Raw genomic sequence first — 14,691 nt, 5'->3', positions numbered from 1 at the left:
TGCTCATCGCGCCGCGATGCGCGTTGACGCTGCTTCGCAGCAGCGCCCACAGCGCACCACGCTCAAAGCGCGTCGTCGAACCGTCTGGCCCAGCGCGCGCCGCAGCCCAGCAATGCGCCGCTGATCAACAGCGTCACGGTGCCCATGGCCATGCCATCGCCGATCGAACCCTGCTCGAACTGCTGCCAGATGAAGATCGACGCGGTCTGCACGCCGCTCGGCGCGAGCAGCAGCGACGTCACCAGTTCGCGCGAAGCGACCGCGAACACGATCATCATCGACGAGATCAGCGCCGGCGCGACCAGCGGCATCACAATCCTCGCCAACACCCGCGTCTGGGTCGCGCCATGCACGCGCGCCGCGGCTTCCAGACCCGAACCGAGCTGACGCAGCGCCGCGCTCGTGTAGCGGATCGGGTAGGGCAGCAGCAGGCAGCAATACGACAGCAGCAGAATGCCCCACGTGTTGTATGGCGTGAGCGGCCAGAGCGGCAGATTCCACGCCAGAATCAAACCCACGCCGACGACGATGCCGGGCAGCGCATGCGGCAGCAGCGTCAACGCGTCGAGCGCCGCGCGGCCGCGCACGCGCGTTTTCACGACCACCCATGCGCTGACGAAACCCAGCCCGCCGGTCACGAGCGCGGTCGCGGCGGCGAGCGCGAGACTCGTGCCGAGCGCGCTCGCGCCGTCGCTACCCGACGAGAGCGCCGCGAAATGCGCGAGCGTCAGATTGCCGGATGCAAAACCGCCGGACAGGGTGCGCGAAAACGCGGTCGTGACGATCGCGAACAACGGTGCGATGGCCGCGCACAACGCGACAAAACCGAACAGCAGCAACACCGGCCAGCGCCAGCGGCCCAGCTCGCGCCGCAACAGCGCATTCGGTTTGCCGGTCTGCGTTTCGAAATCGCGGCCCGCGAGTACGCGCCGCTGCAGCACGAAAGCGGCGAGCGCAAGCAACGCCAGCAGCAACGAGAGCACGGACGCGCCGGGCAGATCGATCGGCCAGTCCGAGAAGCGCTCCTCGATCGACGTCACCATCAAAGTGAAGCCGGCGCGCGAACCGAGCGCGGACGGCACGCCGAATTCCTCGATCGCCATCGTGAAGGTCAGCAACGCGCTGGCGGCGATCGCGGGCAGCATCAACGGCAGCGTGATGCGCATGAAGCCGCGCCACGGTCCCGCGCCGAACACGCGCGCGACTTCCGCGAGGCGACCGCCCAACGCGGCGAGCGTGCGCGACACCGAGAAGTAGACGACCGGAAACACGCCGAACGTCATGGCCGCGACCACGCCATTGAACGAGAACAGAAAGCGGCCGAGGTTCACGCCGGTCAGTTGCTCAAGATAGCCGTTGGGCTGCAGCAGCAGAATCCAGCCGAACGCGGCGAGATACGGCGGAATCAGGAACGGCGCGAGAAACAGCAGATCCCAGATGCGCGCGCCCGGCAAGCGGAACAGTCCGCGCAGCGCGCCGAGCGGCAGACCGAGCGCGACGCTCGCGAGCGATACGCCCACACCGAAGCGCACGGTGTTACCGAGCAAGGGCAACGTATCCGCATGCATCAATGTCTGCGCGAATGCGCCGAACGGATGGGCGAACGAACCGCGATTGAGCAACGGAAAGACCGCCTGCAACACGACGAAGCCGACCGGCAACGCGATCAGCACCGCGAGCGCGGCGAAGAGCGGCGTGAGCCACCACGCCGAGCCGCCGCGTTTCGCCCGAACCGCGCGCACGTTGGGCGTGCCGCGCGTCATCACGCGGGCCATCAGTGCTCGCCGAACAGCGCGTTAAAGCGTGCGAGCACTTCGGCGCGCGTCTTGGTGTTCGAACCGTCGTCCTGCGGCAGCAGCTTCAGGTCTTTCAGCGGCGGACGCGTGCCGGCGATATCGTCGCGCGCCGGAATCAGCCACGCATCGGCGACGAGCTTCTGGCCTTCGTCGGACAACACATAGTCGATGAACGCCCGCGCTTCGGTCTGCGCGCGCGAGGTTTTCAGAATCATCATCGGACGCGGCGCGATCACGGTGCCGCTGCTCGGGAAAATCACCTTCACCGATTCGCCGTTCGATGCCGCGCCGTACGCGACGTAATCGACCGCGCCGAACACCGCCGATTTCGCGCCTTGCAGCACCGGATTGATGGCCTGCGCATTCGGTCCGAGCACGACCATGCCGTTCTTGTGCAGGCTATCGAACAGCGACCAGGCCGCTTCGCCGAGACGATCCTGCAAACCGAGCAGCAGATCGAGCGATGCGCCCGACAGCGCCGGGTTCGGCGTGGTCACCTGATTGCGATAGGCGGGGCCCGCGAGATCGCGCCAGTCGTGCGGTTCCGGTTTGCCGGTGCGCGTATTCCACACGATGCCGAGCGCGGAGATGCCTTGCGCGACATAGCCCGGACCTTTGAACATCGGCGATACGCGGGTAGCGTTCGGGCTCTGATAGTCGAGCAGCCAGCCGCGTTTTTCCAGATCCTGCGCGGTGTCCCATGACGCGGAAATCAGGACGTCCACGTGCGGATTGCTCGCTTCCGCTTCGAGACGCGCCATCACCTTGCCGGTGGTGGCCTGGAACAGATCGACCTTGACGCCGGTCTTGCGCTCGAAGCCGAGCGCGAGTTTCTTGCTGAGATTGCCGGGACCGGCGGTGTAGACAGTGAGCGTAGCGGCTTCGGCCGGGACAGCGCCCAGCCCGAGGGTCAACGACATGGTGAGAATAACGAAGAAAATTGACTTGAACATTGTAGCGATTCCTTTAGCGATGAAGGATGCTTTCCACGCGCCCTTGCGCCAGCGTGACGATCGTATGGGCGAGGGCTTCGGCTTCCTTGCGCTCGTGGGTCACATAGACCGCGGTGGTGCCGAGTTGCGCGAGCAGTGCGCCGATTTCGTCGCACAGGCTCGCACGTAAGGCGCTATCGAGATTCGACAGCGGTTCGTCGAACAGCAGGATGCGCGGCTCGGCGACGATCGCGCGGGCGAGCGCGACGCGCTGCTGCTGACCGCCCGATAAGGCCGACGGACGGCGCGCGCCCATGCCGTCGAGACCGACGCGCGCGAGCGCCGCCGCGACCCGTTGCGCGCGTTCGCGCCGGCCGACGCCGCGCATTTCGAGCGGAAACGACACGTTGCCGGCCACCGTCATATGCGGCCACAGCGCGTAGTCCTGAAACACCATGCCGAGGCCGCGCGCTTCCGGCGGCACGCAGGTCGACGCGTCGGCGACCGTATCGTGGCCGAACATCACCTGGCCCGCGTCGGGTTGCAGCAGACCGGCCAGCAGTTTGAGCAGCGTGCTCTTGCCGCAGCCGGAGGGTCCGAGCAGCGCGAGCGTGGTGCCCGCCGGCACGTCGAGATCGATGCCGTCGAGCACGTTCTGCGTGCCGAAAGTCTGACGAAGTCCGCGCACGCGGATCGCAACACTCGCGCTATTCATGCCGTGATCCTCAGAACGTGTGGCGAATGCCGGCCTGCAGACCGATCTGGTTCTTGCCCGCCACCACGTCGGTGCCGAAACCGTTCAACCCGAGGTTCGAGCCGTTGCGGTTCAGCGCGTACGCGAGGTTCACGTACAGGTCCGTGCGCTTCGACAGGAAGTAGTCGGCATCCACCTGGAACGACCACGGATCGCGCGACGTGCCATAGAAGTTCTGATACATCGCGGTGCTCGACAGATTCAGCGCGGCGCTGGCGTGATATGTCGCGCCGAGCCAGTAGAGGCTGGTCGCTTCGACCGGCCCCGTGGACAGCGTGCTCAGATGGATCGCCTGCGAATTCAGGTAGCGGTAGCCGCCGAACAGATCGGTGGAGGCCAGCGTGTAGCGCACACCCACGCCGATGCGGCGATCGAGGTCGCCTTCGTAGCCGCCGGCCTTGGTGGTGTGCGCGGCGCTCGGGCTCGTGCTGCCGCCGTTCTTCTGGTCGTACACGAGCGCGGCGCTCAACGGGCCGCTCTTATAGCGCAGACCGGCCTCGATCACGCGCGCGTTGCGGGTGTCGCCGGCGGGTTGCGCGCCATACGTCACGTTGTCGTAGCCGAGGCTGTACTGGACGAGCGCGGTGACCGGGCCGAAGTGATGTTCGTAGCGCACCGTGTTGTCGAGCCGGTCGGAGAACGCCGGGTCCTGCATCTTGATCGCGTACACCGCGTTGCCGAGCGGGTTGTAGACGCTCAGCCAGTCGAGGAACATGCCGCCCTGGCGGCCGAGCGACAGCGAACCGTACGCGTTGTTCGACAGCCCCACGTAGGCGAGCCGGCCGAATTCGCGGCCGCCTTGCAGCAGTGCGCCGCTGTCGACGTTGATGCCGCTTTCGAGGCGGAAGAATGTCTTCGAGCCGCCACCGAGATCTTCGGTGCCGGTGACGCCCCAGCGCGAGCCCGACATATTGCCGGAGGTGAGGCGCGTGACGTCGTGCGTCTGCTTGCCCGTGGCCGCGGCATTGTTAAGGAATTCGACGCCGGTATCGAGGATGCCGTACAGGGTGACGGACGAGGAGGAGGAAGAATCGGATGCGGCAAAGCCGGTGTTCGGCAGACAGACGGAAACGGCCAGACAGCAGCCGACCGCCGCGATGCGGTAGGAGTGGTTCACGGATTGTGTCCTCTTTGGGATTAAGTTTGAGCCGTGAATGTAAGCTGGGCTTAAGTCAAATGAATGACAGCGCGGCGTGCGTCATCTTTCCCCGGTTTTTTTCGCGTTTTTCCCGGGATTTCCCGTGTGCCGTGACCGATTCGTGTCATCGGCGAGGCGGGTTGTCACGTTATGAAGGGACGGCCGTGCGTGCTCGCCGATTCGACGCCAGCGCGCACCAGTCTGCCCCTCTTTCGTTTATTTCATTTCGCGCGCGAATTCCACTTCATGTCATTTCCCATTTCAACCATCGCAACGATCAACACGATCGCGCAGGCAGGCGTGCGCGCCGCGCTGCTGTGCGGCTTCCTCGCGAGCGGTGTCGCGCAGGCCGCGGATAAAGTCATCGTGCTCGATTCCGGTGAAGCGCGCCTGCAGCTGATCGACGAGGCGTCTCGCCAGGTCGTCGGTGCCGAGCCGACCGGCAAGGAGCCGCACCATCTGATGATTACGCCGGATGGCCGCTCGCTGATCGTCGCCGATTCGGTGTCCAACGACCTGATGTTTCTCGATCCGCACAGCGGCCAGGTGCAACGCCGCGTCGAAGGGATCGAGGATCCGTATCAACTGGGTTTTTCGCCGGACCACAAATGGTTCGTGACGGCGGGCTTGCGCCTCGACCGCGTGGACATCTATCGCTACGACGGGCAGAACGTGCTGCTCGCCAAACGCGTGCCGCTGTCGAAAACGCCGAGCCACATGACGTTCTCGTCGGATAGCCGCACCGTGTTCGTCACCTTGCAGGACACCGGCGAAGTCGCGGCGATCGATCTCGCCACGCAGACGGTGCTGTGGAAACTGCATATCGGCGATACGCCCGCCGGTTTGTGGATGACGCCGGGCGACCGCTATCTGTTGATCGGCATGACCGGCGAGGACGACGTGGCGGTGGTGGACTGGCGCAAGCAGCAGCTCGTGAAGAAGATTCAGACCGGCCGCGGCGCGCACAACTTCCGCAATCTCGACGATGGCCAGCACATCGCGGTCACGAATCGCGTCGAGAGCACGATCAGCATTCTCGATTACAACACGCTGACGAAAGTCGGCGACATCACCGGTCTGCTGCCCGGGCCCGACGACATGGAGTTGTCCGCCGATCGCCGTTATCTGTGGGTGACGTTCCGCTTCGCGAAGCACGTCGGCATCATCGATCTGACGACGCGAAAACTTATCGACACGATTGCGGTCGGACGTTCGCCACATGGCTTGTATTTCGCCAACCGCGCGCCGGTGAGCGCGCCGAATCCGGATTGACGAGAGGGTTTTATCGATGATTAACGAAGTTCTCGCGCTGCTCGACAACGGCATCTCGGCGTTGCAAACGCTGCTGTATGTCGACGTGGTGCAGCCGTTCTTCTTCAAGGTCGGCCTGATGGGCTACGACGAAGACACGTACGACGCGCTGTACTGGGTCATCATCGGCGTGCTCGAAATCGTCGTCACGTATGCGGCGTTGCGGCCGCTCGAAGCGCTGCGCCCGGTCGAGGCGTGGACCGATCGCAAGGCGCTGCGTGCCGACGTGATCTACACGTGGATCGCCAAGCTCGGCATCATCAATATCGCGTTCTTCTTCATGCTGCAGCCGCTGTTCAATCACTGGCAAAGCCTGATGGCGATCTACAACGTGCCGAACATCGACGTGGATAGTCTGTGGCCCGGCGTGACCGATCAGCCGGTGGTGTCGTTCCTGATCTATCTGGTCGTGCTCGATTTCTTCGGCTACTGGTATCACCGCTGGCAGCATCGCTTCGGCGTCTGGTGGGAATTGCACGCGGTGCATCACAGCCAGCAGCAGATGTCGCTGTGGGCCGACGACCGCAATCACTTTCTCGACGACATCGTGCAGGCGGCGTTTTTCGCTGCGATTTCGCTGTTCATCGGCGTGCAGCCGACGCAGTTCGTCGTGCTGGTCGCCGTCGGCAATTTCATGCAGAGCGTGCAGCACGTGAATGCGCGTCTGCCGTATGGCTGGCTGCTGGAACGGGCGATCGTCAGCCCGATCTTTCATCGCCGGCATCATGCGGTCGGCTATGGGCATGAAGGCACGCGCTACGGCTGCAACTTCGGCGTGCTGTTTCCGTGGTGGGACATGATGTTCCGTACCGCGTCGTGGGACCGCACGGTCGAGCCGACCGGGATTCGCGATCAGTTGCCCGCGCCGCAAGGTATCGGCCGCTCGTATGGCGCGGGTTTGCTCGCGCAGCAGTGGTTCGCGTTCGGCCGCATCGCGCAGCGTTTGCGCGGCCGGCGTCACTATGCGGGCGGTGCGGCGGAGTAAGCGACTTCCGGCCTTCAGCTGGACTTTCCGCTTATGTTTTCTCCGGCGGCGCTTCTCGCACTTCTCGCGCTTCTCGCGTTTCCTGCGCTTCAGCCGCGAGATAGCGCCCCGGAGTCGTTCCCAACGCGCGCCGGAACATGTCGATGAACGCGCTGACATTGTCGTAACCGAGTTCCAGCGCGATCGTCGTCACCGGCACGCCATCCGCGACCAGTTCGAGGGCACGCAGCAGACGCGCCTGCTGACGCCACTGCGCGAACGTCATCCCCGTCTCCGCGACGAAGCGCCGGCTCAGCGTGCGCGGCGCGAGACCCGCCCACACCGCCCATTCCTCCAGGCGCCGGTTGTCCGACAGATCGCCGACCAGCGCGTCCGTGATGCGGATGAGCCGCGCGTCGTCTGGACGCGGCAGATCCAGCGATTCTTCCTTCGATGCCGCGAGTTCGTCGACGATCACTTCGGCGATGCGCGCCTGCGTGGCGTCGAGTTCCTTGCCCGGCCAGCTCGCCGCGCGCCGCACCGCCTCGCGCAGCAGCGGCGTGGTCTTGATCGCGCGCGGTTCGCGCGGCAACTGCGCGCAGCGCGCCTCGGTGATGAACACGCTCCAGCCCGAGAAGGGCCCGTACGAGCGCACCGAGTGCGTGTAGTGCGGCGGAATCCAGATCGCGTGGATCGCGGGCACGACCCACTGCTGTTTGTCGAGCCCGACCGACACGAGCCCGCTCAACGCGCCCATCAACTGACCGCGCGCGTGGCTATGCGACGACGTGTTGCGCGCCTCTTTCTCCGTCAGCTCGGCCGCCGCGAGAAACGGGCCGTCAGGCGAGATGACGAGATCCGCGCGAATGATAGGTTGAGACATGGCCAGATCACCGTATTGATTGGCCTTTATACCGGAGTCTGGCCGCGCGCGCATCACTAAACTGGTTTCCATGGATGTTTGATCGACGTTCCGATCGATCCTTAACCAGGAGTGAGTGCGATGCGAGCAGAACAGGTTCTTCCCGACAATATCAATCAGGTCAGCCTCGACGGCGTGATGCTGCGCAAGGGCACCGTCGCGGCTTTTCTCGCCAATGCGCGGGTCTGGTGCGACAGCCACGCGAGCGACGCGGCCCGTGCCGAAGCCGAAACCGACATGCTCGACGCGTTGCCTGCGCTGCATCTGCTGGGGCTGTTCGAGGTGCTGGAAATTCGCGAGCCGGCGCTGCGCGAATGGGTGCGGGCGCGGCATCAGCCGGGCGCGTCATCCGCAACCGGCGGCGAGGTGCAGTCATGAAAGCGGCGATCGTCAACGCGGCGGGCGAGGCGCCCGTCTACGCGGATTTCGCGCAACCCGAGGCGGCCGATGGCTTGCGGGTCGTCCACGTGACGGCCTCGTCGCTGAGTCATGTGACGCGCTCGCGGGCGGCCGGCTCGCATTATTCGTCGACCGGTGCGTTTCCGTTCGTGGCCGGCGTGGACGGCACGGGGCGCCTCGACTATGGCCGGCGCGTGTACTTCTTCAAACCGCGCGCCCCGTTCGGCGCGATGGCGGAACAGAGCCTCGTCGCGGACTCGCATTGCATTGCGTTGCCCGACACGCTCGACGACGTGACGGCCGCGGCGTTGGCGATTCCGGGCATGTCGTCGTGGGCGGCGCTGGTCGAACGGGCGCGTTTCGTCGCGGGCGAAACGGTGCTGGTGAACGGCGCGACCGGTACCTCGGGACGGCTTGCCGTGCAGATCGCGAGACACCTCGGTGCCGCGCGGATCGTCGCGACCGGGCGTAACGCGGCGGCGCTGGAAGCATTGAAGCAGGCGGGCGCCGACGTGACGATTTCGCTCGAGCAGAGCGAAGCCGATATGAACCGCGCGTTCGAAGCGGCGTTCCGCGATGGCGTGGACGTCGTGCTCGATTATCTGTGGGGCGCGAGCGCGCGGGCGTTGCTGATCGCGGCGGCGAAGGCGTCGGCGGACGACCGGCCAGTGCGCGTCGTGCAGATCGGCGCGATCAGCGGCGCGGAGATGGCGCTGCCGTCGGCGGTGCTGCGTTCGGCGGATATCACGTTGCTTGGCAGTGGCATCGGCAGCGTGCCGCTGGCGCGTTTGTTCGCGACGCTGAAAGCGGTTTTCGATGCAGCGGGTCCGGCGGGTTTGCGGGTCGAGGCGAAGGCGGTGCCGCTTGCGGAGTTGGCAGTGCATTGGGGGTGTGCGGATAGCGCGTGCAGGACGGTTTTTGTGCCGTGAGGGCATCGATTTTTATGTGTTGTTCATGCAATTTGAATTGATTGAGTTTAAATCGACGTAAAGCAATCGTTCCCGCGTGGCAAAGGCATAAATAGTTCTCCGCAAACTGATAAGGTTCTGGTCTTCGTATTGACGATGCGACGAACCAGCGAATGACGGAAGCCCAGACACTGCGCGATATTCTCGATTACTGGCACAAGATCGAGTTCTTTATTCCTTTCGATTTGAAGCAGGTATGGGACAACACCGCCAGGGAAAATCTGACTTGCCTCAAGGCGTCTGATTTAAATGCGGGCGCCAAGTCGCCATGGCGGGTCGAGGTGGGGGCGGAGCGCGAGCTGGCCGGGTTCAGACTGTATGTCGGCATTTTCGACATGCAGGTCATCGCGGATTTTGCTCGCGAATTGCCGGGCGCCGAACCCGTCGATTCGATTGATGAAGCCGAGCGCACCGCGCTCGACGGCGAAACCTGTATCGCGAAAGTGACGCTGGACGTGCATGGGCAACCCGACTTCGCGTCGCTGTCGGTATCGAGCGTGCCGTGGGCGTTGGGCACTGCCCGACGCGACGGTTTGGCCGCGCTGACGTCGGCGGCATTCGACGCCGCGCGGCAGGACCTGTCCGGGCGGCTGAGCAACTACGAAGCCGAACGCCGCAGACTCCGGCTGCGCGACGCCGACAGCGCGACGCCGAAGCACGGCCCGGTCCCGGTTCCGGTTCCGTTATCGGGCGATGAAATTATCGCGTTGCGGACCTTGCTGGCCGAGTGGGCAGGTTGGGCCTTGCCGGTGCAGTCTTCCGTCGCGCTGCTGGAAATCGTCACGCGCAAGAAAAATAATGGCAAGCCGAAAGCGGCAGCGGCCGCCGCGGGCCAGGGCAAAACGCCCACGCGCGCCGCGTCGTCCTCGTCGGGTGCGGCGGAGCCGGACGAAGACGACGACGAGGAGAGCGACGCCGCCGACGAGCAGACCGTCGACATTCTGAACAGTTTCTACATTGAGGATATCGAGCGTTGCATGGCGTCGCTTGATCGGGGCGATTTGCCGGCCACGATACGCGCCTACCTGTTGCCCGCGGATGTCAATAAGCGCCTTGACCTCTACATCGACGCCGGCCGCGAAGCAATCGTCCGCGCGCAGCATCCCACGAAAACCAACGTGGGGCACTGGCCGGAAGATTCGTCGCGAACGATGAGCCTGATGCAGCAGTTCGCGATCAATACGGCGTTCGAGCATCTGGAATCGGGGGCGATATTTTCGGTCAATGGGCCGCCTGGCACCGGCAAGACGACGCTGCTGCGGGACATGATCTGCGAGAACATCGTGCGGCGCGCGAGCGAACTGGCGAAGCTCGCGAACGCTGCCGACGGGTTCGAACAGACGCGTAGCAAAATCCCATTCGCTGACGGCAACTCAGCGACGATCCGTAAGCTCCGGCCGGCGTTGACCGGATTCGAGATGGTGGTGGCGTCCTCGAACAATGCCGCGGTCGAAAATATTTCCAACGATCTGCCCAAGCGCAAGCAACTCGGCGCTGCGTGGCGCGACGTGCGATATCTGCAGCCCGTTGCGCACAAGGTCGCGGCGCAAAACGGCGAAAAAGACTATCTGAAGCTGGCGTCGTCCGATGTGCCGTGGGGCATGATCTCGTGCGCGCTCGGCAATGCCAAAAACCGGCGGCGTTTCTGCAACCGTTTCTTCGACGACTGGCGACCGGAAGACGAGCGCGGTGGAAAAGACGATCCTCACGCGATACGCGACTGGCTCAAGCACTATGCCGGTCCGGGTTTCGCGGCGGCGAAAACGGCTTTTCTCGACGCGCGCGCGTCGTTTCAACTGGCGCTCGACGAACGCTTGCGCTACGCCGACTTGCATACGGCATGGGCCGATGTGCCGGAAGCGCAATTCACGCAGGCAGCCACGGACCGCTTGACGGAGGCGGGTCGCGCGCTGAACCAGGCGTCGGCGGAGCACACGAAATGCGTAACCGCGCTTCAGAAGGCCAGAGCGGCGCTCGCCACGCTCCAGGACCAGGAGCGATTGATCGATCGCCAACGGCCGGGTATTTTTGCAAGACTGAGGCGAACGAAAGACGCAACTGAGCACGAGCAAAAAGTTAAGAAAAATGCGGGCGACCAGATCGTCGCGCACGATCGGATCACGACAAGCGGCGAACTGATCGATCCCGCGCTCGATGCTGTTCGCGCAGCCCAGGCCGAAAAAGATCTCGCGGATGCGGCGCTGGCGGACGCCACCGCGGTCTGGCGGAAAAATGATGCGCTACTCGAACAAGGGCGCGCGAAATTCGCCGGCATGCGCTTGCCGGAATCGCCGGAGCGGGTCGAGACAGACAAGGTACAGTGCGACGGTTTCTGGCAGGACGCCGAACTGGCGCAATTGCGCACGCGCGTATTTGTGGCGGCGCTTGCGCTCCACGAGGCCTGGCTGGCGGAAGTCGCGCAAACGGGCGGCGAGGGTTTCGGCGGCAACCTGTTCGCGATCAGCAAGCTGCTTCGTGGCGGCCGGCTGGAAAATCCCGCCGACGCATCGCTGGTCTGGCAGAGCTTCTTCATGGTGGTGCCGGTCGTGTCGTCGACGTTCGCATCGTTCGCGCGGCAGTTCCGCGGCATGGGCCCCGGTTCGATCGGCTGGCTGTTTATCGACGAAGCGGGTCAGGCCGTGCCTCAGGCCGCAGTCGGTGCGTTGTGGCGTGCCCGTCGCGCGATGGTGGTCGGCGACCCGTTGCAGATCGAACCGGTCTTCACCGTGCCCACGCAACTGATCACGGCATTGGCGAATCTGTCGGTGCCTACGTCGGACGGCCGTTATTCGCCCGCCAAGGTATCAGTGCAGCGGCTCGCGGACGACGCGAATCCGTTTGGCACCTACGTCGCGGTTGAAGGCGAGGGGCCGTTGTGGATCGGTAGCCCGTTGCGGGTGCATCGGCGTTGTGTCGATCCGATGTTCTCGATTGCGAACCGGATCGCCTATCACGACAAGATGGTATTCGGCCTCAAGTCCCGCGTTCCCGACAGCGATCCTCTGCACCTTGGCGACAGCGCGTGGGTCGACGTGCGCGGCAAGACCGCAGACAAGCAGGTTGTGCCGCAGCAGATCGAGATCGTGGAGAAAATGATCGTGCGGCTCTACGCCGAGTCCGGCAAATTGCCGCCGCTTTATGTGATATCGCCGTTCAAGGCAATCAAAAAAGCACTGCTGAGCCGTCTCGAACAGCTTGATCTGGCGGTCGCGAGCAGACGTGCCGGCCCCTCGAAAAAAGATTGGGCGTCGTGGTGCAGCAAACGGATCGGTACGGTGCACACGTTCCAGGGGAAGGAAGAGAGTGTGGTGATTTTCGTGCTCGGCGCGGATCACGACAATGCGGGTTCGGCGAACTGGGCGGTCTCGAAGCCCAATCTACTCAACGTCGCGCTCACGCGTGCGCAGCAGCGGATTTTTGTGGTGGGCGATGCATCGCTGTGGGGCGAGCTGAAGTACTTCAGTGTCGCGCGGGAGAAACTTGGCACGCCGATCACGGCGCAGCAGTGGCTCGCTCGAGTTGGCACTACGGCTGAATTGCGTGAAGCGGAGCTTGGTGTGCCGGATGTGAATGTAACAGTAGGCAAATGACCTTTAAGGAGAATCGCGGTGAACGACAAGGAAATCGGGGCGTTGTTGCGGAACATCGACGAAGTGATCGGCGACTGGGAAAGCGAAGCCGTACCGGGTACTGACCCGACGCAGGCCGAGCTCGATAGTCAGATCGCGCAGATCGAACAGTGGTTGAAGGACTTGCAGAAGGCGATCCACGCGATCGAGGCGGCGATCGAAGCGCAGGGAGACGCAGACGGCCAAAATGTCGATGAGGAAGAAAGGTTGAGGGAGGAAAAGGAGCGACTCGAGGAGAAGCAGCAAGAACTCGAAGATCTGCTCAACACCACTCAAGGACTGCGCGACGAGCTTTATTCATAACGGGAACGGCGCAGGGGCGGGACGCGTCGGATGGTGTCGATATGTGAGCTGGAATTCGGCGCGCTCTTCAATTTCGATGCGCTACGTCTACCTGAGGTGGTGCATTGATCCGGGAATACTTCGAGCCAATTCAGTCTGTCTGATGTGGTTGGAACGTCAGGTCATGATGTCCTTGCATTGCTCATTTGTTTAACTATAATGTTAAATATTAACCGTCAGGTTTAACAAAGAAGCTACTGCAAGGAGGCAACCATGAGCGGAACGTTCGAACGTCCTTCGCTGGGCGCATCGGTGTATTACAAGGACGCGTTTGCCGCGCTCGACTGGCTTGAAAAGGCGTTCGGCTTCGAGCGCCAGATGGTCATCACCGACAACGACGGGCAACTCGCCCACTCGGAAATGCGCTTCGGCAACAGCTACGTGATGATTTGCCGCGAATGGTCCGAGGACATGGCGAGCCCCGCGTCGATCGGCGGCAAGAACACGCAGTCGGTGCACGTGCAACTACGCGAGGGCATCGACGAACACTGCGCGCGCGCGCGGGCGGCGGGCGCGGTCATCACGCGCGAACTCGCCGATCAGTTTTACGGCGACCGCGTGTATGTGGCGCGCGATCCGGGAGGGCACGCGTGGAGTTTTGCGCAGACCATCCGCGAGGTGTCGCGCGAGGAAGCCGAGCGCGTCAGTGGCTTGAAAATCGACGGCTGGGTGTAGCGCATGGGACTGCCTGCCAGCGCGTCGCTCGACCGCACGTTGTCCGCGCTTGCCGATCCGAACCGGCGTCAGGTGGTCGATCTGCTGAGCCGGCAGCCGATGCGCGCCGGCGAACTCGCGGAGGCCACCGGTCTGTCGCCGCAAGCGATGAGCCGTCATCTGCGGGTGCTGCGATCGAGCGAACTGATCGAGGAAGCGCGCGATGGCGTCGATGCGCGCGTACGGCTTTACGTCCTGTGCGCCACGCCGATGAACGAGTTGAAGCAGTGGCTCGAACAGACCGAGGCGTTGTGGTCCGAGCAATTGCTGTCGTTCAAGGCGCATCTGGAGGCGCAGGAATGAGCTCGCGCGTGCAGGTGTCGTTGCGGGTCGCGGCGTCGCCGTTGCGCGCGTTCGAGGTGTTCACGCGCGAGATCGGCAAGTGGTGGCGGCCGAATGGCTTGTTCCAGTTCACGCCGCGCGGGGCGGGGGTGCTGTCGTTCGAGGCGGGTGACTGCGGTGGTGCTGAAGACGCGTCGAATACGGGCGAAGGCAGGCGGCTGATCGAAACACAGGCGGATGGCAGCGTGTTCGAGATCGGCCGCGTCACCGCGTGGGAACCGGGCGAGCGTCTGGCGTTTGGCTGGCGGCAGGCGAGCTTTTCGGCCGGGCAGGACACGCATGTCGAAGTGCGCTTCGAAGCAGTGGGCGACGAAACTCGCGTGACGGTCGAGCATCGCGGCTGGGATACGGTGCCGCAGGATCACGTGGCGCGTCATCATTTTCCGGAGCAGGTGTTTCTGCTGCGGCATGGGGAGTGGTGGCAGGCGCTGCTGGCGGCGTTACGAGGGGTGGTGCAGGCATCTGAGCCGCGAGCTTGAT

Annotated in this window: 14 protein-coding genes; 9 read left to right on the top strand and 5 right to left on the bottom strand. The window is 63.9% G+C overall.

Annotated elements, in window-relative coordinates:
* Nucleotides 1-62: 62 nt before the first annotated feature.
* Genes LFL96_RS22000 through LFL96_RS21985 form a run of 4 tightly spaced genes read right to left on the bottom strand, consistent with a single transcriptional unit; the run spans nucleotide 63 to nucleotide 4,599 of the window.
* Nucleotides 63-1,775, bottom strand: a complete 1,713-nt coding sequence (locus LFL96_RS22000; RefSeq protein ID WP_281002813.1) for an iron ABC transporter permease — start codon at nucleotides 1,773-1,775, stop codon at nucleotides 63-65.
* Nucleotides 1,775-2,749 carry an ABC transporter substrate-binding protein gene (locus LFL96_RS21995; RefSeq protein ID WP_281002812.1) on the bottom strand — a complete coding sequence of 325 codons (975 nt, stop codon included), beginning with the start codon at nucleotides 2,747-2,749 and terminating at the stop codon, nucleotides 1,775-1,777. The genes LFL96_RS22000 and LFL96_RS21995 overlap by 1 nt, the downstream gene beginning before the upstream one ends.
* A 13-nt stretch (nucleotides 2,750-2,762) precedes the next feature.
* Complete coding sequence (locus LFL96_RS21990) at nucleotides 2,763-3,443, bottom strand: ABC transporter ATP-binding protein (RefSeq protein WP_281002811.1); 681 nt, start codon at nucleotides 3,441-3,443, stop codon at nucleotides 2,763-2,765.
* A 10-nt stretch (nucleotides 3,444-3,453) separates the two neighbouring features.
* On the bottom strand, nucleotides 3,454-4,599 hold the full coding sequence (locus LFL96_RS21985) for a porin (protein ID WP_281002810.1): 1,146 nt from the start codon (nucleotides 4,597-4,599) through the stop codon (nucleotides 3,454-3,456).
* Nucleotides 4,600-4,866: 267 nt separating this feature from the next.
* On the opposite strand from LFL96_RS21985, the gene LFL96_RS21980 reads away from it, so the two are divergent.
* A complete protein-coding gene (locus tag LFL96_RS21980; protein WP_281002809.1) occupies nucleotides 4,867-5,892 on the top strand; it encodes a beta-propeller fold lactonase family protein in 1,026 nt (341 codons plus the stop codon).
* Nucleotides 5,893-5,908: 16 nt separating this feature from the next.
* Nucleotides 5,909-6,916, top strand: a complete 1,008-nt coding sequence (locus tag LFL96_RS21975) for a sterol desaturase family protein (RefSeq protein ID WP_281002808.1) — start codon at nucleotides 5,909-5,911, stop codon at nucleotides 6,914-6,916.
* A 31-nt stretch (nucleotides 6,917-6,947) separates the two neighbouring features.
* Here LFL96_RS21975 and LFL96_RS21970 read toward each other — a convergent pair whose 3' ends face one another.
* On the bottom strand, nucleotides 6,948-7,778 hold the full coding sequence (locus tag LFL96_RS21970; protein WP_281002807.1) for a helix-turn-helix transcriptional regulator: 831 nt from the start codon (nucleotides 7,776-7,778) through the stop codon (nucleotides 6,948-6,950).
* Nucleotides 7,779-7,898: 120 nt separating this feature from the next.
* Between LFL96_RS21970 and LFL96_RS21965 the strand changes: the two genes are divergently transcribed.
* The 7 genes from LFL96_RS21965 to LFL96_RS21935 all read left to right on the top strand — a co-directional run bounded on the left by LFL96_RS21965 (nucleotide 7,899) and on the right by LFL96_RS21935 (nucleotide 14,690).
* Complete coding sequence (locus tag LFL96_RS21965) at nucleotides 7,899-8,195, top strand: hypothetical protein (RefSeq protein ID WP_281002806.1); 297 nt, start codon at nucleotides 7,899-7,901, stop codon at nucleotides 8,193-8,195.
* The gene (locus LFL96_RS21960) at nucleotides 8,192-9,145 is read left to right on the top strand and encodes a zinc-binding alcohol dehydrogenase family protein (RefSeq protein ID WP_281002805.1); all 954 of its coding nucleotides are present in this window, start codon (nucleotides 8,192-8,194) and stop codon (nucleotides 9,143-9,145) included. Before LFL96_RS21965 ends, LFL96_RS21960 begins: the two co-directional genes overlap by 4 nt.
* A 152-nt stretch (nucleotides 9,146-9,297) precedes the next feature.
* Nucleotides 9,298-12,774, top strand: a complete 3,477-nt coding sequence (locus LFL96_RS21955; RefSeq protein ID WP_281002804.1) for a DEAD/DEAH box helicase — start codon at nucleotides 9,298-9,300, stop codon at nucleotides 12,772-12,774.
* Nucleotides 12,775-12,792: 18 nt separating this feature from the next.
* Nucleotides 12,793-13,116 (top strand): hypothetical protein, encoded by a 324-nt coding sequence (locus LFL96_RS21950; RefSeq protein ID WP_281002803.1) that lies wholly within the window; start codon nucleotides 12,793-12,795, stop codon nucleotides 13,114-13,116.
* 252 nt (nucleotides 13,117-13,368) lie between these two features.
* Nucleotides 13,369-13,830 (top strand): VOC family protein, encoded by a 462-nt coding sequence (locus tag LFL96_RS21945; protein ID WP_281002802.1) that lies wholly within the window; start codon nucleotides 13,369-13,371, stop codon nucleotides 13,828-13,830.
* 3 nt (nucleotides 13,831-13,833) lie between these two features.
* Nucleotides 13,834-14,172 carry a metalloregulator ArsR/SmtB family transcription factor gene (locus LFL96_RS21940; protein WP_281002801.1) on the top strand — a complete coding sequence of 113 codons (339 nt, stop codon included), beginning with the start codon at nucleotides 13,834-13,836 and terminating at the stop codon, nucleotides 14,170-14,172.
* Nucleotides 14,169-14,690: an SRPBCC domain-containing protein gene (locus LFL96_RS21935; RefSeq protein ID WP_281002800.1), complete on the top strand. Its 522-nt coding sequence runs from the start codon at nucleotides 14,169-14,171 to the stop codon at nucleotides 14,688-14,690. The genes LFL96_RS21940 and LFL96_RS21935 overlap by 4 nt, the downstream gene beginning before the upstream one ends.
* Nucleotide 14,691 lies beyond the last annotated feature (1 nt).

The organism is Paraburkholderia sp. D15, from assembly GCF_029910215.1.
Taxonomy (GTDB): Bacteria; Pseudomonadota; Gammaproteobacteria; order Burkholderiales; family Burkholderiaceae; genus Paraburkholderia.
Note: the sequence above shows the minus strand (reverse complement) of the source record. Positions and strands in the feature narration are given on the sequence as shown.

Coding starts and splice junctions, on each gene's coding strand:
- LFL96_RS21970 (WP_281002807.1), bottom strand. CDS start 7,778: ATGTCTCAACCTATCATTCGCGCGGATCTCGTCATCTCGCCTGACGGC.
- LFL96_RS21990 (WP_281002811.1), bottom strand. CDS start 3,443: ATGAATAGCGCGAGTGTTGCGATCCGCGTGCGCGGACTTCGTCAGACT.
- LFL96_RS21945 (WP_281002802.1), top strand. CDS start 13,369: ATGAGCGGAACGTTCGAACGTCCTTCGCTGGGCGCATCGGTGTATTAC.
- LFL96_RS21980 (WP_281002809.1), top strand. CDS start 4,867: ATGTCATTTCCCATTTCAACCATCGCAACGATCAACACGATCGCGCAG.
- LFL96_RS21955 (WP_281002804.1), top strand. CDS start 9,298: ATGACGGAAGCCCAGACACTGCGCGATATTCTCGATTACTGGCACAAG.
- LFL96_RS22000 (WP_281002813.1), bottom strand. CDS start 1,775: ATGGCCCGCGTGATGACGCGCGGCACGCCCAACGTGCGCGCGGTTCGG.
- LFL96_RS21935 (WP_281002800.1), top strand. CDS start 14,169: ATGAGCTCGCGCGTGCAGGTGTCGTTGCGGGTCGCGGCGTCGCCGTTG.
- LFL96_RS21975 (WP_281002808.1), top strand. CDS start 5,909: ATGATTAACGAAGTTCTCGCGCTGCTCGACAACGGCATCTCGGCGTTG.
- LFL96_RS21960 (WP_281002805.1), top strand. CDS start 8,192: ATGAAAGCGGCGATCGTCAACGCGGCGGGCGAGGCGCCCGTCTACGCG.
- LFL96_RS21965 (WP_281002806.1), top strand. CDS start 7,899: ATGCGAGCAGAACAGGTTCTTCCCGACAATATCAATCAGGTCAGCCTC.
- LFL96_RS21995 (WP_281002812.1), bottom strand. CDS start 2,749: ATGTTCAAGTCAATTTTCTTCGTTATTCTCACCATGTCGTTGACCCTC.
- LFL96_RS21940 (WP_281002801.1), top strand. CDS start 13,834: ATGGGACTGCCTGCCAGCGCGTCGCTCGACCGCACGTTGTCCGCGCTT.